Here is a 19,331-nt window from a genome sequence, read left to right as displayed (position 1 = left end):
GGGCAGGGACGGGAGGAACCCAAGCCGGGGAAGGCATATAAAAAAACCGGCCACGAGGGCCGGTTGATGCGGGCAAGTCGGTGCTTTAGGCGCCCAGTTGCTGCTGGATGAAGCTCACCACGTCATCGATGGCGACATCGGACTTCTCACCACTGCGGCGGGACTTGTACTCGATGTTGCCGGCGTCGATACCGCGCTCGCCGATGACAATGTTGTGGGGAATGCCGATCAGTTCGTGATCGGCAAACATGACGCCCGGGCGCTCCTTGCGATCGTCAAACAGCACTTCGATGCCGGCGGCGCTCAGCTCGGTGTACAGCTTCTCGGCCAGCTCAGCCACGCGATGGGACTTGTGCATGTTCATTGGGATGATGGACACCTGGTAAGGGGCGATCGCATCCGGCCAGATGATCCCGCGATCGTCGTGGTTCTGCTCGATGGCGGCAGCCACCAGGCGGGACACCCCAATGCCGTAGCAGCCCATGATCAGCGGAGTGGCTTTACCCTGCTCGTTGAGCACGGTTGCGTTCATGGACTCGGAGTACTTGGTGCCCAGCTGGAAGATGTGGCCCACTTCGATGCCGCGGGCGATCTCCAGGGTGCCCTGGCCACAGGGGCTCTTGTCACCGGCGATCACATTACGCAGATCGGCGACTTCTGGCAGTGCCACATCGCGCTCCCAGTTGATGCCGAAGTGGTGCTTGCCATCGATGTTGGCACCGGCACCGAAGTCGCTCAGGGTTTCCACAGAGCGATCGACGATCAAGGGCAGCTTCAGTTCGACCGGGCCCAGGGAGCCAGGGCCGGCACCGATGGCGGCGCGGATCTCTTCCTCGGTGGCGAAGGTCAGCGGCTTGGCCACTTGCGGCAGGTTTTCCGCCTTCACTTCGTTGAGCTCGTGATCGCCACGCACCATCAGGGCCACCAGATCGGCCTCGATCTCATCGGAGGCCTTGACGATCAGGGTTTTGACGGTCTTGTCGATGGCGATACCGTGTTGCTCGACCAGCTCATCGATGGTCTTGGCGTTCGGCGTGTCCACCAGGGTCATCTCGATGGTCGGCTCACCGCGCTCACCCAGGGCCAGCGCTTCGGCCTTCTCGATGTTGGCGGCGTAGTCGCTCTCTGTGCTGTAGGCGATGGCGTCTTCGCCACTTTGAGCCAATACCTGGAACTCGTGACTATGGCTACCACCGATGGCACCCGTGTCGGCCAGTACCGGACGGTAGGCCAGCCCCATGCGCTCGATGATCTGGCAGTAGGCGGCGTACATGGACTGGTAGGTCACGTCCATGGTGGCCTGATCCAGGTGGAAGGAGTAGGCGTCCTTCATGGTGAATTCCCGGGCGCGCATCACACCAAAGCGGGGACGGCGCTCGTCGCGGAACTTGGTCTGGATCTGATACAGGTTGATCGGCAACTGTTTGTATGACTTCACCTCATTGCGCACGATGTCGGTGATCACTTCCTCGTGGGTTGGACCCAGCACGAAATCACGTTGGTGACGGTCTTTGAGGCGCAGCATTTCTGCCCCCATGTCATCCCAACGGCCGGTCTCCTGCCACAGATCCGCAGGCTGAACGACAGGCATCAGGGTTTCCACCGCACCGGCGCGATCCATCTCTTCGCGCACGATGTTCTCCACCTTGCGCAAGACGCGCAGGCCGGAGGGCAGCCAGGAGTAGAGGCCGGAGGCCAGTTTGCGGATCATGCCGGCGCGCAGCATCAGCTGGTGGCTGACGATCTCGGCGTCGGAAGGGGTCTCTTTCAAAGTGGAGACCAGGGTTTGACTGGTACGCATTTGCTGTCATTCACCTAGGGAAAAAATTCAGCCGACTATTTTATCAGCCCAGAAACACAAGTCTATGCCGAAACAGCGCCGGGGGCGGGCTTTTCCCTGGACAAACAATTGGCGGTTAATTGTTAAAATAGCTAGGCTTTGACGATAGTTACGAGATTCTGCGGGCAAGGAAGCGATGCGTCGTCTGGTTCTTTTTATTCTCGCTGTCGTACTGGGATGGGGATTAGTCCTCGCCCTGGCACAGCGGATCTACCTCACCGAGCACAGCATGCTGGATGAAGAGCTCGATCAACTGGTCCACTCCCAGGCGGATGTGTTGGGCTGGCGGATCACCAGTGCGTTCAATTCGCTCTATCAGATCTCCGCACTGTTTCAGGGCTCCGATGAGGTGACCGCGGAAGAGTTTGGCCGAGTGGCCGAAGGGATCCTGGCTCGCAAGCGCGAGATTAAAGCGCTGGAGTGGGTGCCGAAAATTGGCCATGAGCAGCGTCAGGCGATGGAGCAGGCGTGGCACGGCCAATACCCATCCTTTGTCTTTACCGAACTGCAGCATGATGCCCTGGTTCGTGCCCGAGCCCGCAAGTGGTATTTCCCCGTCTATTATGTTGCGCCGATGGCCACCAATGAGCAGGCGTTTGGCTTTGATCTGGGATCGGAGCCCCGCCGCTTGGCGGCCTTGCTGCGGGGTCGGGACGGGGGGGAGATCGTGGTCAGCGAGTCAATACAGCTGGTGCAGGATCTGGCCGTGCAAAATGCCGTACTGGTACTGGTCCCTATCTATGGGGAGCAACCTAGCACTCTGGAGCAGCGCCGCTCTCTGCTCAAAGGATTTGTCCTTGGCGTTTTTCGTATCGAGGATATGTTGGCATCGAGCTTTTTTAGCCGGGAGCAAAGTTTGGTGGACTATCGTCTGCTGGATGACTCGGCCGATGGCAATGAATTGATGACCATCGGGGCTTTTGACGAGAGCATGCGTGCCCATGAGGTGGATGTCTCCCTGCCGGCGATCGGTGGCCGCCATTGGCGTCTGAAAGCGCGCCCACAACCCCACTTCTACAGCGAGCAGATCAGTTATATGGCCTACATCCTCGGGATTGGCGGCTGCCTGGCCACTGTGCTGATCACTTTCATTGTCTTGAGTTTGGTGCGTCGTCAGGAGGCGATCAGCCAACTGGTGGAAGCACGTACCGAGGAGTTGAATGAGGCCAATCGGCAGCTGGTGCATCTGTCGCTGACCGATGGGTTGACCGAGGTCGCCAATCGGCGGCAGTTTGATGAGTGGCTTAAACATGAGTGGGAGGCGGGCTGTCGCTCTGGCAGGCCGCTGTGCCTGATGTTACTGGATGTGGATCACTTCAAGGCTTACAACGACAACTATGGTCATCGGGCAGGGGATCAGGCATTGCGCAGCATCGCCCAAGCACTGCGTCAGAGGTTGAATCGGCCCAAGGATCTGCTGGCCAGGTATGGTGGTGAGGAGTTTGCTGTGCTTCTGCCAGAATGCACGGAAAACATGGCGGTGCTCGGCGGTGCCCTGTGTGAGGCGGTGCTGTCTCAACAGATCCGGCACGAATTTGGCGGGGAGCTTGGGATCGTGAGCATCAGCATTGGCGTCGCCACCTTGATCCCTGGGGGAAAGGGAGAGCGGCAGCATCTCGTTGAGCTGGCGGATCAAGCCCTGTATCGGGCCAAGGCCGATGGACGCAACCGGGTGGTGTGTTATGGCGACAAGCCCAGCCTGAAGGTTGTGGAACCACAGGAGATATAACGGGCGAGCCTTGCCGATCGCCAGAGCGTCGCAGCCTTAGCCCGGCTCGTCCCGTCGGTCGCCGATGATCCGAGCGGGATTGCCCGCGACCTTGGCGTAGGCGGGGATATCCCGGGTGACCACGCTGCCCATGCCGATCACCGCATGGTCCCCGATGGTGACACCGTCGACGATCCCGACTCGGGCCCCGATCCAGACATCCCTGCCGATCCGTACGCCTTTTGAATCGACCCCTTGCTGATAGAGGGGTTTATCCAGGGCCATGCCGTGATTAAAGGCGTAGATGGAAACCTCATGGGCGATACGGGTTTGATCGCCGATCTCTATCCCTGCCCGTCCGCCATCCAGGCTGCATCCATGGTTAATACTGACTTCATTGCCACAGCGGATGGGACCGTGGATAAAGCAGCCCGCGGCGATCATGCAGCGATCACCAAAGGTGATGTCCCGGCCGGGCTCGGCGAACAGGGCCAGATCCGGAGCAATAAAGCAGTCGGTGCCAAATTGCACGGTTTCCAGGGCGCACAATTCTGCCTGCAAGCTCTGTTGCCAGGGTTTGGCCCAACTGAGGTGTTTGGCCTTCAATCGGTAGTAAAGCCAGGGCATCCAGGCCAGGCGCTTCTGGTGCTGAGCGCGGTAACGCTGCAGTGTGTCGTCACTCACCATCGGGTTCCCGTCAGAGCTTAGCCACGTCAGTGACACAGTTGCAGTCGTCGATCACCTGCCAGCGCAGATCCCTGTCGTGCAGTTGCACCCCGTATTCGCGTCCGGCTTCCTTTTGGTAGGCCGGGCGCGGATCCTGGGCCAGCACCTGCTCGGCCAGAGCGGTGAAGCCGGGATGGGCGCGTTCCGCTGACGCCATGGCCTCTTCGGCCCGGGCAAGCACCCGCATTGGCATAGGAGCCGGGGCCTCGGCGGCGTAACCACCTATGGCTTCGGGGACCGAATCTGAATAGGGAATATAGGGTTTGATATCGTAGATCGGGGTACCGTCGAGCAGATCCAATCCGGCCACCTCAACGAAATGCTGTTTGCCCTCCTGTCCGATCCGATGAAGTTTTACGACGGACATGCCCAGTCCGTTGGGACGGAAGGTGGCCCGGCTGGCAAAGACACCAATGCGGGTATTACCGCCGAGACGCGGAGGACGCACCGTGGGTTTCCAACCTTGTGCCAGGTTTTCGTGGAAAGCAAACAGGAGCCAGAGGTGCGAAAACTGCTCCAGGCCGCGCAGACATTCGGCCCGGTTGCACTCCCCCAGCAGTTCGAGCCGACCAATGGCAGCGGGTACCAGGTTGGGTTGGCGGGGGATGGCAAATTTCTGTTTGTAAGGGGAGCGGCACAGGGCTATCGGCTCAATCGCCAGGGTCATTGGGGTAACTCCAGGGCCTGACCGTAACACACCATCAGGGCGAGGCAGCCCTGATCGCCGGGCTCCAACTCGGTACACAGCTCAAGGTAGACGCCATTGGCACCCTTTTGTGCCGCCTTTCGGCGCATGTCCGTGCGCGCTTCCTCTGGGGTTGGGGTGGGGTACTGTGGCCCGGCCTGACAGCTTTGCCCTTCGACCAGGCCCAGCAGTGTGGCATTGGCCGGTATCTCGTCCAGCAGTTTGACCCTTCCTGCGGCAAAATAGCCATCGAAGTTGTCCGGATCCAGGTTACTGGAGACACTGAAGTTGTTGCTGCAGCCGGTCAGCAGCAGGAGCACTATGGGAAGCAGGCGCATAAGGATCTATCAAGCTTGGAATAATAGTCAGATTGTACCAGCCTTTATGCTTTACTGCTGTGGCCGAAGGCGTCCCCGGTACTTGCGGTAGAGGCGGCTGTGGCGATTTTGCAGATCCACTTCAACGCCATCTTGCCACATGCGGGTTACCCCGGCCTGGCTCATGTCCAGCAGATCCCCTCGGCTGACGATCAGGCTGGCCCTGGCACCGGGCTCGATTCGTCCCAGTTCGTTATGCCCCAGTAGCTGTGCCGGGATCCGGGTGATGGCGGCTTCGGCGATCTCTTTGGGAAGGCCGTAGGCCACCGCCTGTCCTGCGGCGAAGGAGAGGTTACGGCTTTCCCAACTTCCAGGCCAGGCCAGGGCGAATGGCACCCCTGCCTGATGCAGCATGGCGGGGATCCGAAACGGCAGATCATAGGGATCATCCTGACGCCTGGGCAGATCCGTGGTGTGGGTATAGATCACGCTGACGCCGGCATCATTCAGGGCTGCGGTTAACAGATAGGCATCGTAGCCACCTACCAATATCATTTTCAGCCCCTGTTGTTCGGTTAGGATCAAGGCATCCTGAATTTGACGCTTGTCCTGGGCATGAACATACAGGGGCATATCGCCCCGAAGCAGGGGCAGCATGGCGTGCCAGCGACTGTCGCGGAGCGTGGTGGGATCCGCCGTCAGTGCTTGTCGATAACGCTGGGCATCGGCAAAGATGGCCTCCAGATCCCTGCGCGCCTGCAAGTAGCCGTCGCGTATCTCCTTTGGATCTTGTGCGTTGCCCTGGGGCCGCCTGGGATCTGGCCAGTAGAGGTGTATGCCGGTGTCGGCCTCGCGCAGCATGTCCCTCAGGTTCCAGCCCGTGAGCGCCAGCAGGGCGGATTGGCCTGCCAGTTGCGTTCCTACCGGGGTGATCTGGGCATAGCCGATGCCGTTGGCCTTGAGGGTGGGCAGGATCTCAGAATCGGGGTTGAAGGCGGTGGCTGCGCGCAGCTGTGGGTTGATAGCACCGGTTTCGGCACTGTCCACCGTGCTACGTACCATATCGATCTCCGCCAGGCCCAGTTGGACGGTCAGGGCAATCAGGCTGGGGTAAAGGTGCTGACCGCTGAGATCTTCGATCGGGACGTTATCGGGCAGGGGCAGCTCTCTGCCTACGGCCATAATGGTGTCGCCCTGGATCAGCACATCGGTCTGCGCCAGGATCTGTTCGCCGGTGTGGACCGTAGCGTTGCGCAGCATGAGGGAGTCGGCCTGGACGGTCGCGGTTATTAAGCCAAACAGCAGGGTGAATAGGCATCGCATGGTGATCCTCCTTGATCAGTGGCGGTGGGCGAGGCTGTCACAATGCCAGGCCGGGGTCGGCGGGGGACTCAGAGACTCTCCTTGAACGATCGGAGAGTCATCCTCGAGCACTTTCTGGATCAACGCTGCTCGCTCGGCGGCGGTGGCCAGGCGCTCTTGCTGATCCCGAATACGGGAGAAATAGATCTTGCCGTCCACCCAGGTGGTTCGCGCGCGCGCGTAGACCGAGAGAGGGTTGGCGTCCCAGAGTACCAGATCTGCCTGCTTGCCCACTTCGATGGAGCCGATCAGATGATCCACCTTCAGTTGTTTGGCCGGATTGATGGTGACCATGTCCCAGGCCTGCTTTGCTGGCATATTGCAGTACATCATGGATTTGGCGGCCTCCTGATTCAGTTTGCGGATCAGATCCCGGCTGTCGGAATTGATGCTGGTCAGGATCCCCTGCTCGGTCATCAGGCAGGCGTTCTGCGGGATGGCATCATAGACCTCAAACTTATAGGCCCACCAGTCGGCAAAGGTGGAGGCCGTCGTGCCAGCCAGGGCCAACTCGGGGGCGACCTTGTAGCCCTCTAGCACATGGGTGAAGGTTTGAATCTTAAAATCCAGTGCCTGGGCCAGATCGAGCAGGGCCAGGATCTCCGATTGCACATAGGAGTGGACATGAATATGGCGTTTTCCTTCGAGGATCTCGGCCAGCGCGTCCAGCCGCAGGTTGGGGCGAGGAGCCAGGGTCGTGCGTTTTTGACTGCGACGCAGTTGCTGGTAATTCGTCTGTGCCTGACGATACTCCCGTGCCGCCTGAAAGGCGTCACCATAGAGGGCTTCAACGCCCATACGGGTCTGGGGAAAACGCTCGGTGAAATGGTCTCCCCAGTTGGATTGTTTGACGTTTTCCCCCAGGGCAAACTTGATGGTGGCTGGTGCCTCGCGGAACTTGAGCCCTTCGGGATCTTCGCCCCAGCGCAGCTTAATGATCTGCGATTGGCCGCCGATGGGGTTGGCACTGCCGTGCAGCAGCTGGACCGTGGTTACCCCACCGGTCAGGGCCCGGTAGATATGGATATCATTGGGATCCAGCACGTCGCCGAGGCGCACCTCTGAGGTGATGTTATCACTGGCCTCGTTAACGCCCCCCTGTAGGGCGATATGGGAGTGCTCGTCGACGATCCCTGCTGTCAGGTGCAGGCCGCTGGCGTCTATCTCCTCGGCCGCCAGTGGGAGGGGAAGATCGGTGCCTATCGCCTGGATCTGTCCCTCTTGGAGCAGTACGTCGGTGTTCTCCAGGATCCCGGCATCGCTTGATGTCCACACTGTGGCGTTGCGGATCATCTGGGTTTTCGCCTTGGGCTGCTCCATCAGGCCGAAAGCGACATTGGGCCGGGTGAGCCGAGACCGATAAGGGCGGGGAGTGGACTCGGTCTGGGTCACTGGCGTCTCTGTTTGACCTTGGTAGCGGGCACGTTGGGGCAGCACCCTGCCGTCGGGCAGGTGAACTTCACCGACCAGGTCGTCACCCTGTCGCCTCAGTCGAAACTGGCTGATCCCTGAGTAACCTAAAGCATCCATTTGGGCCAAAAACTGCAGGCCGTCGGCATCTGTGGTCAAACGCTGCAGAGGCAGGCGCGCTTCGCCCTGCTCCAGGGCGCCTACCAGCTCTCCCTCCTCTTCAAACAGCACCAGCAGTGGTTGATGCTCCTCCAGAGTGAGGGCGTACTCACCACTGAGCGGATCGGGTCTGGCATCATTCGATGGATGATACCGACCCTGCAGTACCAGGCCCTTGAGGGTGCCATCGGTGAAGAGATCACCTCGGCTGATCACCAGATCGGCGCGAAGGCCTGGCGCCAGACGGCCCAGTTCCTGCTCCAGTCCCAGCATCCTTGCTGGCGTGGTCGTCAGGGCGGCCAGCGCTTGCTCGGGGCTGAGGCCGTGGTGCATGGCGGTGCGCAGCCTTGGCCAGAACTCCTTGGCGTCTATCCCGTGTTGGGTCAGGGCAAAACTCAGCCCGGCCTCGGCCACGGCGGCGGCATTGCCTGGGCTGCGTTCCCAATGACGAAGTTGAGTCAGGGTAAGGTCCAGTGCGTCATCCGGGTTGTCTAGCTGAGGCTTGGTTGCAAAGTAGAGGGGCAGGATCAACTGGGCTTGATGGGCTTGCAGGGGGGCGAGCCGCTCAAACTCCAGGCCAGTGCCCAGCAAGATGGGCTTGGCACCAAACTCGTCAAACAGGGTCAGGGCCCTGTGATGATCCAGCAGACTCTGGCTGGCAAACCAGAGAGGCTGCTCGTCGAAGTCCGCCAATGGTGTCAGGCCGGGCTGTTGGCGATGGCCTGGTTTCTGGCTTTGCTGCTGGTGCCAGCGGGCATCGTTCAAGGTTTGGCGTATGAGGGCGATGCTGCCCATCAGCGACTTGGGGTATTCGACCGGTGAACTGCCCTTGTCGAAGGAGAGCCAATGGCCACTGAGATTTTGGTAGATGAGACGCTGGGGATCGACGGGGGCAAGTGAGGTGACAAACCCCTGCCCTCGAAACAGGCCATCCTGACCGCCGCTATGTACCGAGGTAAAGCCATTGTCGAGCCAGTCCTGTGCTTGCTGAGGGTCGGCCAGGAAATGTTCAGACCAGTTTTGTTCACTGTGAATGGCGGGATTGGGGTGAAATGCCCCAGGGCGTTGATATTGGTATATCGGCTGACTGCTATCGGGATAGTCAAATTCGCTGTGGATGCCGTATTGGGTATAGCTGTCAATAAAGCCCGGATATATCCAATGATCCTGAAGATTGATCTCGGTCGCCCCGGGAGGGATCTTATTATTGTCGGCGATGGCCAGGATCCGCTCACCTTTAACAATCAAGGCGGCATTATGAAGGATCTCCCCGGGTGCTATCACCAGATTTGCATGGGTAAAAGCGGTGAGCCGAGGTGTTTTATCGCGGATCGTCAATTCGTATTGCAGCGGAACGGCGATGACGAGATTGAACTGTACGAGGCCAAGCAGGAGCAGGGTGAGCCATTTTCCCCAACATCGCATTACGACATCCTGTTGTAATAAAGGGTTTCAGGTTGCCATGTTAGCAAAAAGAAGGTCGGCTGTGGGGGACTGGTTAAGCTCTTATCAGAGATGTTGATGGACAATATGTAACAAAAACGGCCGCAGGAGGCGGCCGTTTATCTAAGTGTGGAATGATTTACTTGATCAGGAAATCTTCCAGAGAAGCACCGGCATCCAGGCGCTCCTTGATTGCCTTTGGAGTGCGGCCTTGGCCGGTCCAGGTAATATGTTCACCGTCTACGGTGATCTCATATTTGGCCGGGCGTGGTGCGCGCTTCTTGCGAGGAGCGGCTTCGGCTAAGGCGCCGAGTTCGTCCAGGCTGATCCCATCTTGAGCCAGTTGCTGGCGGATCGCTTCAATTTTAGCCAGGCGCTCAGCATTGGCTTCTTGTTCGGCTTTGAGTTCATCTTCGCGCTCATCGGCAATGGCTTGCATTTTGCCGATGACTTCTTGCAGTTCGTCCAGGGTCAAGCCTTTCAATTGAGCCTTCAGGCGGCGACCGTGCGTCAAGATTTCCAGAAAATCTGCCATTGGAGTTATCCTTAAAATGATGATGCTTTCGAGGAAAGTATTAAATGTTTGGTAAAAGAATAAATCTTTTTTTTTGAAATGCAAACCCGTCTTTAATTATTTCCGATGATTATTCCCATCGTGACATGTGGCAGTACCCGGTTGAGCGTGTTGGCTAGAGCCATTGGTTCCAGCACAAATCTGTGATCGGACTCGTTCTACCGTAGCTGCAAGCTGCGCTGTAATAACTCTGATGTAATAATGCTGGCATTGAAAGGAAGGCAGTCAGTTCATCTTGCTGAACTCAAACTGCACGGAAATTAAATAAGGTGTAAGCAATGAAAGTGGTGGTGGCGATAAAGCCGGTGAGGGGGCTTGCACAAATCGACAAGGATACGCTGACTCATAGTGAAATAGTCATGGATCCTTTCAGTGCCGTGGCATTGGAGCGGGCGCTTCAATTGCAGGAGTTGGGGTGTGTGACCGAGGTGGTCGCGATCTCCGTGGCGGATGAGGATGCGGAATCCGTATTACGCACGGCATTGGCAATGGGGGCGGACCAGGCCGTTCGGATCTCAGCCGATGCCGGGCACCCGGAAGTGGTGGCTAAGCTGCTGGCGGCCTGGGCAGCGCGGCAGGGAGCGGACCTGCTGCTGCTGGGCAAGCAATCGGAGGATGGCGATCATCACCAAGTGGCTCAAAGGCTCGCCGGGCTGCTGGGTTGGCCCCAGGCCAGTGCCGTCAGCCTGCTGTCGATTGAGGACTCACAACTGCGGGTTCGTGTGGAGCAAGGGCGGGCCTGGCACACCCTGGCCCTGAGCACGCCAGCGGTGATCAGTTGCGATCTGCGCCTGGCGGAGCCCAGGTTTGCCAAGTTGCCGGCGCTGCTTAAGGCGCGAAAAGCCCAGATTGTCTGCTGGACACCGGAACAGCTCGCTATCGAGGTTCGTCCTCAATGGCGCAGCCTGGCACGTCATGCCAGTCGCGGTGAGCGTTTAGGCTGCCGGGTGGACAGCGTGGCCAGCTTGGTCGACCATTTACGAAATCGTGCAAAGGTATTGTGATGAGCACATTGATCTTAACCGGCCCAGTGGCGGCCGATTGTGATGAGGTATCTCGCCTGGTATCCGCCGCGGCCAAGTTGCCTGGCCCCTGCCACCTGATGGTGTTTGGTGGCGACCCCCTGGCCAGCCAGTTGGCCAGGTTAGCGGGGGTGGAGAGAGTCCATTGGGTCGATGAAACACGACTGCCGTTGGCTCAATCGTTGGCCGAGCCATTGAGTCAATGGGTCCGTCAGCAAGGGTACAGCCATCTCCTGATGGCGGCCAATTCCGCCGGCAAGGATCTCCTGCCCCGGATCGCGGCCCTGCTCGATGGCCCCATGGTGTCCGAGGTGGTCGCCATTAAAGCCGCCGACCAGTTTGTTCGGCCGATCTATGCCGGTGCTGTGCTCGAGACGGTACAGACTCTGGTTACGCCTGTCCTTTGCAGCGTACGCACCGGTGGGTTTACTCCGGTGAATGCAGCACCTCCTGTGGCGATCTTGCCGGTGACGTTGGCCCTGGCCCCCTCCTTGGCACGACTCTTGTCCTGCCAGACGATCGACAGTGAACGACCGGCCTTGGAGCAGGCCAGGGTAGTGATTGGTGCAGGGCGAGGCATCGAGAATGCGGAGCAGTTTGCTCTGGTTGAACGGCTCGCCGACCGATTGGGGGCCGCGATTGGTGGCTCCCGGGCCTTGGTGGATCTGGGTTTGATTGATAATGAGTACCAAATCGGTCAGACCGGCAAGATCATCGCTCCGGATCTCTATATTGCCATCGGGATCTCGGGGGCGACGCAACACCTGGCGGGGATCAAGGAGGCGGGCGTCATAGTGGCCATCGATCTTGATGAGCAGGCGCCCTTGATGCAACAGGCGGACTATGCCCTGCAGGGGGATCTCAACCAGGTGTTGCCTGCCCTACTGGCTGAACTGGAAAAATAACGAGACAAGGATCCCAAAATGGCGGTACCTTCTGGCTAATCCCCCTTTAAATATGGTTAGAATGTCGCCGTTGATTAGTCCCCATAGGATTAATCACTGCCTAAGTCAGGTAGAGGCGCACTGCCTATCAGTAACCCAGTCGAGGTGGAGAACCGATAACGCTGGGCCAAAGGAGTTAGTGCCGAAGTGGTTAGGGGGGTCGCTCCCGGCTGCTGGGGTTGTATCGAACAGGTGCAACACTGCCATAGTGATCTCTGTTAAGGATGACAGGTCCAGATTATCTATGGAGCGCTACTGAAAGGACGGTGGATCATCATCCATGATTTCCCCCCGCGGCTCGTGCCGTGTCAGTTGCCTCCATCTTAAATAACGACGATTAGATAAAAGATGGTTTCTTTCGATTTTGCCAATTCGGTATTTTCCCTGCTGCCGCCGCTAGTGGCGATTGTGCTGGCGGTCATGACCCGCCGTGTTCTGCTCTCCCTGGGTCTAGGGATCCTGGTCGGTGTCCTGATGGCCAACGGCTTTTCTCCCCTGGATAGCGTGACGGATCTGTTTTCCCGTGCCATTGGCCAGTTCTGGTCCGACGGCGCCATCGACGATTGGAACGTGCCGCTGCTGGGTTTCCTGGTGGTATTGGGCATGACCATTGCCCTGATCAATACCTCCGGCGCCGCCAAGGCCTTTGCGACCTGGGCTCGTACCCGGATCCGCACCCGCAAGCAGGCGCGGCTGATGACCATGGCGTTGGGTTTTGTGATCTTTATTGATGACTATTTCAACACCCTGACCGTGGGCTCTGTGGCCAAGCCGGTGGCGGATGATCACAATATCTCCCGCGAAGAGCTGTCCTACGGGGTGGACTCCACCGCAGCCCCTGTCTGTGTCATGGCACCGCTCTCCTCCTGGGGGGCCTACATTGTCGGCCTGATCGGTACCATCTTCGCGGCTCGCGGGCTGGAGCTGGGGGCCCTGACCAGCTTCCTGCAGATGATCCCGATGAACCTCTATGCCATCTTCGCCCTGGTGATGTTGGCCTGTGTGATCGCCTTCGATATCCGTATTGGCCCAATGGCCGGTGCCGCCAAGCGCGCCCGCGAAGACGGCCAACTGTGGGACAGCCGCAAGGGCAACCCGCCGGGCGTGGATGAGAAGCTGGCGATCGCCGACAATGGCTCAGTCTGGGGTCTGCTGCTGCCGATCCTGGCGCTGATCATCGCTTCCATCTACTTCATCCTGTCCACCGGTGCTGCCGGTCTGGATGAGGGTGAAGCCTTCTCCGTCATGCGCGCCCTGGAAGAGACCGAAACCACCATTGCCCTGTTTATGGCCTCCCTGGTGAGCCTGGTGGTGGCTTTGATGATGTCCCTGAGCCAGGGGATCCGAGCCAAGGTCGTGGGTCAGGCGCTGTTGAGCGGCACCAAGTCCATGTTGCCAGCGGTCTACATTCTGGTGTTTGCCTGGACCATTGCCGGCGTGATCGGTGATCTGGAAACCGGGACCTTCCTGGCCTCACTGGTGGGAAGCACTACGCCTCTGTGGCTGCTGCCGGTATTGATCTTCCTGCTGGCGGGGATCTGCGCCTTCTCCACCGGCTCCAGCTGGGGCACCTTTGCCATCATGCTGCCCATCGCTGCGGACATGGCGATTGCCGCCGATATCGCCATGTTGCTGCCGATGATGGCCGCAGTGTTGGCCGGTGCGGTCTTCGGTGATCACTGCTCGCCAATCTCCGATACCACTGTACTCTCCGGTACCGGTGCTGGCTGTCACCACATCGATCACGTGACCACTCAACTGCCCTATGCGGTGACCGTGGCCCTGATCGCTGCACTGGGTTACCTGGCTATCGGGATCACCGGCTCTGCGACCGTGGGCTTCGTGGTCAGTAGCGTGGCCCTGATCGCCGCCGTCGTGGTGCTGCGTGGCGTGAGTGCCCGTCAAGTCCTGGCCAAGGCGTGATGGCGAAAACGCCAAACAGCTAACGCTAATGCCAACCGGCGGTGGTCTCCACCGCCGGTTTTTTATAGGATCGCACCTTCACTATCGGGGGACCCACCTTTGGCTCAGCTCTATTTCTACTACTCGGCCATGAATGCCGGCAAATCGACTTCCTTGCTGCAGTCGGCCTACAACTATCGTGAGCGGGGCATGGTCCCGTTGGTGCTGACGGCGGCGCTGGATGACCGCTACGGTGTTGGTAAGGTGACTTCGCGGATCGGCCTGGAGTCTGATGCCCTGATCTTCAATGGCAGCGATAACATTGTCGCTCTGGTGGAAGCCCAGCTGGCCAAAGGGCCGGTGGACTGTGTGCTGGTGGATGAGAGCCAGTTCATGTCCAAGCTCCAGGTGCGTCAGCTGACCCAGATCGTCGATCGGCATGATATTCCTGTGCTGTGTTATGGCCTGCGTACCGATTTTCGCGGGGAGCTGTTTGAAGGGGCCCATTATCTGCTGGCCTGGGCCGACAAGCTGGTAGAGCTCAAGACCATCTGTCATTGTGGTCGTAAGGCCAATATGGTGGTGCGGTTGGATGGTGCGGGTAACCCGGTTCGGGATGGTGCCCAGGTCCAGATCGGAGGCAATGACAGTTATGTTTCCATGTGCCGTAAGCATTTTCGCGAGTTGGCCTGGGACTGAGTCCTGAAGAGCCGACGCCCTGCGTCGGCTTTTTTTGGTCTTAGCCGGGCTGTTTGGCTCCGCAACTCTGCCGGATCACCAATTCGGTTTTGATGGTGGTGGGCCCCTGCTCCTCCTGGTTGAGTTGGCGGATCAGGCTGTCGACCAGGATCTCGCCAGCCAGTCGAGTGTCCTGTCGCACCGTTGTCAGGGGGGGAGAGGTGAAGCTGGCTACCGGAATGTCATCAAAGCCCACCAGGGCGATCTCCTGAGGCACTCGAACACCACGCTCCTGCAGGGCCCGCATGGCACCGATGGCGATCAGATCACTGGCGGTGAAGATGGCATCCAGATCATTGACCCGATCCAGCAGGGACAAAGTGGCCTGATAACCGGCGTCTTCGTTGGTGATGGCGTCTCGCTGCAAGGTCGGATCGATCGCCACACCGGACTGCACCTGGGCCTGTACATAGCCCTGGTAACGTTGAAAAAACTCAGGGTAATGGTTGGATGCGGTGCCGATAAAGGCGATGCGACGGCGCCCCTGTTTGAGCAGGTGTTGGGTGGCGTCGAAGCCACCCTGATGATTATTGCAGCCGACCGAGACACCACAGGTGGAGGCCTGCTGTGGCCCCCAGCGGACAAAGGGGGTGCCTTGGGCTTCCAGCTGTTGCAGTTTGGGCTGGTAGTCGATGGCGTCTCCATAGCCCAGCAGGATCAGTCCATCGGCCTTGTGGCTGTCTCCATAGTCGGCGGTCCAGTCATCGGAAAGTTGCTGGAAGGAGATCAGGAGATCGTAGCCCTGACGGGCACACGCCCGGGTGATGGAGCCGAGCATGGCATGAAAGAAGGGGTTGATCAGCGAGTCGTCACTGGTGGGATCTTCAAACAGTAGCAGGGCCAGTGTCGTACTGTGTTGGGAGCGCAGGCTACTGGCGTGCTTATCCACCTTGTAATTCAGCTCACGGGCGATCCGCTGGACCAGCTCGACGGTTTCCGCTTTAACCAGTGGACTGTTGCGCAGGGCGCGGGACACGGTGGACTGGGAAACACCGGCCAGGTGGGCGATATCAAAGGAGGTGGCTTTGTTCTTACTCAATTGGGCTGTTCCGTCGCATAGTTCCTTGGCGGCCAATATACCCTAAGTGCTGTGGGCTGCCAGTGATTAAATTGCCTTCTCTTACCAAGTTTACGGCTGCGCCTGGCTCTGAGAGCAGGAAGCGGACAGGGGCGTCTGTCGACATTCTTAGCCGGGTAGGGCGCGCGCGTGGGCAATTTGTTTTTCAGACCCGGCTTTCGCCTCTTCCCTTGTCTCCATCAATGTCAGTAACATAGTGAGTTTGTAGTTTGTAAAGTCGTACTCTTATGCCTGTTTCCTTTCCGTTCGATGATGCCATGATCCGCAAGCAGTTTCCTGAGGCGACCTTTGCCAGGGGGCTGGGGTATTTCGAGCAGGAGCGGGTGATGGAACTGCGCGTGGAGCCGTCAGGGAAGCAGATCTTTGCTCGAGTCCAGGGACGGGGTGAGGCGCACTACGAGGTCGCGGTGGAGTTCGATCGTCGGACCCGGCGCAAGTTTATGGGCCACTGCAGCTGCCCGGTGGGGTTTAACTGTAAGCATGTGGTGGCGACTCTGCTGGCCGCTTTGTATCAGGATGAGAAGGAGTCACGGCAATACCAGGCCTGGTTGCGCCGCCTGAACGAAGTGATGGCGCAGCCGGTTGCCAAGGCGAGTGAGCAGCAAGTGGTGTTTCGACTGTCCCGCAAGCATCAGGCGGATCCTGCGCGGCGGATCTACGCTCAGATCGGGGTGCGCCGTGCACTGAAAAAAGGGGGCTGGAGCAAGATCTCGGTCAAGCCGATCCGTGCGTTCCTCAGCGGCTACAGCACAGTGCCTCTTCCCGATGGGGCCCGGGAGATCCTGGAGCTGCTGTTGACGGGAACGCCGAGCTATTATGAGGGCGAGCTGTTTATCCATTCGGATCTGCATCGCCTGGCGCTTGAACGGATGCTGGCCCAGGGCCTGGGATTCTGGCAGGACAACAAAACTCCCTTGATGGCGGGGGAGGCACTGCCCTTGCAGGCCCGCTGGCTGCATGTTGATGAGCATTTTGAGCTGGATCTGTCTCTCGATGGGCGGCCGGACTGGCAGCTTCTGCCCTTTTCCCGGCCCTGGTATCTGGATGAGCGGGCCGGCACCCTGGGGCCGGTGGATACGGGGTTGGAAACCTCTTTTATCACGATGCTGGCGCAACTGCCCGAGCTGGACCTTGCGTCTGCCCGACATTTTACCAATGAGGTGCTGGACGCCATACCCAGCCGAGCATTACCACCGCCGATCCCCCGTTCCGAGCAGGAGTGGAGTTACCCTCTGGTGCCTCACCTGGCGGTCAAGTGGCAGGACGGTGTCGGTGTGGCCGAATTCTGGTTTGATTATGGGGGCCTGTGCCTGTCTCCCGAGTGGGTACAGGAGCCACGCCGGCGCAGGGTGAGTCGAGAGGGAACCAGCTTGTGGCTGGATCGGGATCTGGTGGGAGAGCAGGCTGCCTGGGCAAAGTCGCAGGAGTTCTCCCTCGAACCCTTGGCTCATGATGAAGATCGTTACTCGCCCCTTCGCCTGGTGGCACAGCAGCCGGGACGTGGTTTCTGGCGGCGTTTCTGTGAGTTATGGCCCGAACACCTGGAGGCATTGGGCTGGTCGGTGACTCTGGATCCGGCCCTGATGGCGGAGCCGATCCCCCTCAGCGCCTTGGATCTGCAGATCGAGGCTCAGGATCACTGGTTTGATCTGGGGCTGAGCGTCGAGTTGGAGGGCCAGACGGTGTCATTGCTGCCTTTGTTGATGCAATGGTTGCGACACACGCCAGACTGGCGCTCTGAGCGCACCGAGCTGGAGCTGGAACGTATCGAGGGGGCGCCGCTGCTGATCCGCCATGCCAGCGTGAAACCCATACTGGATCTGTTGGCGGAGCTGACCGGCGACGACAACGAGCGGATCCGGCTCAATAAGCGGGACGCCGGCATGCTGGCCCAGCTGCCGGAGATCAATCGTTGGATTGGGGGCGAGCAGATCCGGGCCCTGGCCCACAAACTCCGGGATTTCCACGGCATAGAGGCAGTGGAAGTCCCACAGGGGCTGAATGCGACACTGCGAGATTATCAGCAAAGGGGCTTGGCCTGGCTGGGCTTTTTGCATGGCTATGGTTTTGGCGGCGTGTTGGCGGATGATATGGGACTGGGAAAGACAATCCAGACTCTGGCCCACCTGCAGCGTCTCAAGGAGCGAGAAGAGCTTTCCGAGCCGGCGATCCTGGTGTGTCCGACGTCATTGGTGGGCAACTGGCGCCGGGAGGCGGCACGCTTTACCCCGGATCTTAAGGTACTGGTGTTGCATGGCAGCCAGCGCCATGGCGCCTTTGAGCAGATCCCCGAGTCCGATCTGGTGATCACCACCTACCCCCTGATCCACAGGGATATTGAGCAAATGGAGGTGAATCGTTTTAGCCTGGCGGTACTGGATGAGGCCCAGATCATCAAGACCCCCACGGCCAAGATGACCCAGGCGATCAAGCGTCTTAACGCCCCGGTACGGCTCGGATTAACCGGGACACCGATGGAAAATCACCTCGGGGAGCTGTGGTCCCTGTTTGATTTCCTGATGCCGGGGTTTCTGGGCAATCAGGCGGAGTTTAATCGCCTCTATCGTCACCCCATTGAGCGCCAGCAGGACTTGGCGGCGCGGGCCCGGCTGCAGGCCAAGATCCGTCCCTTTATGCTGCGTCGAACCAAAGATCAGGTGGCCACCGAGTTGCCGGCCAAGACGGAGATCATCCAGAGGATCACCCTGCCTAATGCGCAGCGTACCCTGTATGAAACGGTGCGCCTGGCGATGGAGGAGCGGATGCGCGAACTGTTGACTCGCAAGGGGGTGGCCAAGAGTCGCATCGAATTCCTCGATGCGCTGCTGAAGCTGAGGCAGATCTGTTGTGATCCCAAATTGCTTAAGCTGGAGCAGGCACAGCAGGTTGAGGGGGCGGCCAAGCTGGATTTCCTGATGGATGAATTGCCACAGATGCTGGAGGAGGGCCGGCGGGTGTTGGTGTTTTCCCAGTTTACCCAGATGCTGGGCTTGATCGAAGAGCGTCTCAAGGAGGCCGGGATCGGCTACAGCAAGCTGACCGGCCAGACCCGTCGCCGGGAAGCGGCCATCGAGGCGTTTCAGCAGGGAGAGGTTCCGGTTTTTCTGATCTCTCTGAAAGCGGGGGGGACAGGGTTGAACCTGACGGCGGCGGATACGGTGATCCATGTGGATCCCTGGTGGAACCCGGCTGCCGAGCTGCAGGCGACCGATCGGGCCTACCGAATTGGCCAGGACAAACCGGTTTTTGTCTATAAGCTGATCTGTGAACAGACCATCGAGGAGCGGGTTTTGGAGATGCAACAGCGAAAGCAGGCCTTGGCCGATGGTATGTATGGAGCCGCCGATCTTGAAGATGGGTTGGTTGAACTGGACAGCAGTGAGGCGCTGTTGGCGCTATTTAGGGAGGCGTGAATCGTGGGTC

General features: G+C 59.2%; 14 protein-coding genes and 1 riboswitch. Of the genes, 6 read left to right on the top strand and 8 right to left on the bottom strand.

Going from position 1 to position 19,331, the window contains the following annotated elements; genetic code table 11:
• Positions 1-85: 85 nt before the first annotated feature.
• On the bottom strand, positions 86-1,801 hold the full coding sequence (locus tag AC2D8U_RS08660) for a proline--tRNA ligase (protein WP_484618638.1): 1,716 nt from the start codon (positions 1,799-1,801) through the stop codon (positions 86-88).
• Positions 1,802-1,976: 175 nt separating this feature from the next.
• On the opposite strand from AC2D8U_RS08660, the gene AC2D8U_RS08655 reads away from it, so the two are divergent.
• Entirely contained in the window at positions 1,977-3,569 is a 1,593-nt protein-coding gene (locus tag AC2D8U_RS08655) for a CHASE domain-containing protein (protein WP_484618637.1), read from the top strand.
• A gap of 36 nt (positions 3,570-3,605) precedes the next feature.
• Here AC2D8U_RS08655 and AC2D8U_RS08650 read toward each other — a convergent pair whose 3' ends face one another.
• From AC2D8U_RS08650 to AC2D8U_RS08625, 6 genes are all read right to left on the bottom strand, one after another.
• Positions 3,606-4,175 carry an acyltransferase gene (locus tag AC2D8U_RS08650; protein ID WP_484618992.1) on the bottom strand — a complete coding sequence of 190 codons (570 nt, stop codon included), beginning with the start codon at positions 4,173-4,175 and terminating at the stop codon, positions 3,606-3,608.
• Between the two features lie 70 nt (positions 4,176-4,245).
• Positions 4,246-4,941, bottom strand: coding sequence for a tRNA (N6-threonylcarbamoyladenosine(37)-N6)-methyltransferase TrmO (gene tsaA, locus AC2D8U_RS08645; protein ID WP_484618636.1), 696 nt, complete (start codon positions 4,939-4,941; stop codon positions 4,246-4,248).
• Entirely contained in the window at positions 4,938-5,297 is a 360-nt protein-coding gene (rcsF, locus tag AC2D8U_RS08640) for an Rcs stress response system protein RcsF (protein ID WP_484618635.1), read from the bottom strand. Before rcsF ends, tsaA begins: the two co-directional genes overlap by 4 nt.
• A gap of 51 nt (positions 5,298-5,348) precedes the next feature.
• Positions 5,349-6,599: an amidohydrolase family protein gene (locus tag AC2D8U_RS08635; protein ID WP_484618634.1), complete on the bottom strand. Its 1,251-nt coding sequence runs from the start codon at positions 6,597-6,599 to the stop codon at positions 5,349-5,351.
• Positions 6,600-6,614: 15 nt separating this feature from the next.
• Positions 6,615-9,632, bottom strand: coding sequence for an amidohydrolase family protein (locus tag AC2D8U_RS08630; RefSeq protein WP_484618633.1), 3,018 nt, complete (start codon positions 9,630-9,632; stop codon positions 6,615-6,617).
• Positions 9,633-9,789: 157 nt separating this feature from the next.
• Positions 9,790-10,185 (bottom strand): H-NS histone family protein, encoded by a 396-nt coding sequence (locus AC2D8U_RS08625; RefSeq protein WP_484618991.1) that lies wholly within the window; start codon positions 10,183-10,185, stop codon positions 9,790-9,792.
• Between the two features lie 317 nt (positions 10,186-10,502).
• Between AC2D8U_RS08625 and AC2D8U_RS08620 the strand changes: the two genes are divergently transcribed.
• From AC2D8U_RS08620 to AC2D8U_RS08605, 4 genes are all read left to right on the top strand, one after another.
• Positions 10,503-11,228, top strand: a complete 726-nt coding sequence (locus AC2D8U_RS08620; protein WP_484618632.1) for an electron transfer flavoprotein subunit beta/FixA family protein — start codon at positions 10,503-10,505, stop codon at positions 11,226-11,228.
• Positions 11,228-12,151, top strand: a complete 924-nt coding sequence (locus AC2D8U_RS08615; protein WP_484618631.1) for an electron transfer flavoprotein subunit alpha/FixB family protein — start codon at positions 11,228-11,230, stop codon at positions 12,149-12,151. Before AC2D8U_RS08620 ends, AC2D8U_RS08615 begins: the two co-directional genes overlap by 1 nt.
• Positions 12,152-12,253: 102 nt before the next feature.
• Positions 12,254-12,453, top strand: a riboswitch (Lysine riboswitch).
• Positions 12,454-12,538: 85 nt separating this feature from the next.
• The gene (locus tag AC2D8U_RS08610) at positions 12,539-14,113 is read left to right on the top strand and encodes a Na+/H+ antiporter NhaC family protein (protein WP_484618630.1); all 1,575 of its coding nucleotides are present in this window, start codon (positions 12,539-12,541) and stop codon (positions 14,111-14,113) included.
• A 99-nt stretch (positions 14,114-14,212) separates the two neighbouring features.
• On the top strand, positions 14,213-14,791 hold the full coding sequence (locus AC2D8U_RS08605) for a thymidine kinase (RefSeq protein ID WP_484618629.1): 579 nt from the start codon (positions 14,213-14,215) through the stop codon (positions 14,789-14,791).
• Between the two features lie 40 nt (positions 14,792-14,831).
• On the opposite strand, the gene AC2D8U_RS08600 is transcribed toward AC2D8U_RS08605, so the two are convergent.
• Positions 14,832-15,869, bottom strand: a complete 1,038-nt coding sequence (locus AC2D8U_RS08600; RefSeq protein ID WP_484618628.1) for a LacI family DNA-binding transcriptional regulator — start codon at positions 15,867-15,869, stop codon at positions 14,832-14,834.
• Between the two features lie 266 nt (positions 15,870-16,135).
• Here AC2D8U_RS08600 and AC2D8U_RS08595 point away from each other — a divergent pair, with 266 nt between their 5' ends.
• Complete coding sequence (locus AC2D8U_RS08595) at positions 16,136-19,321, top strand: DEAD/DEAH box helicase (RefSeq protein WP_484618627.1); 3,186 nt, start codon at positions 16,136-16,138, stop codon at positions 19,319-19,321.
• Positions 19,322-19,331 lie beyond the last annotated feature (10 nt).

This window comes from Ferrimonas sp. YIN67 (assembly GCF_057219095.1).
Note: the sequence above shows the minus strand (reverse complement) of the source record. Positions and strands in the feature narration are given on the sequence as shown.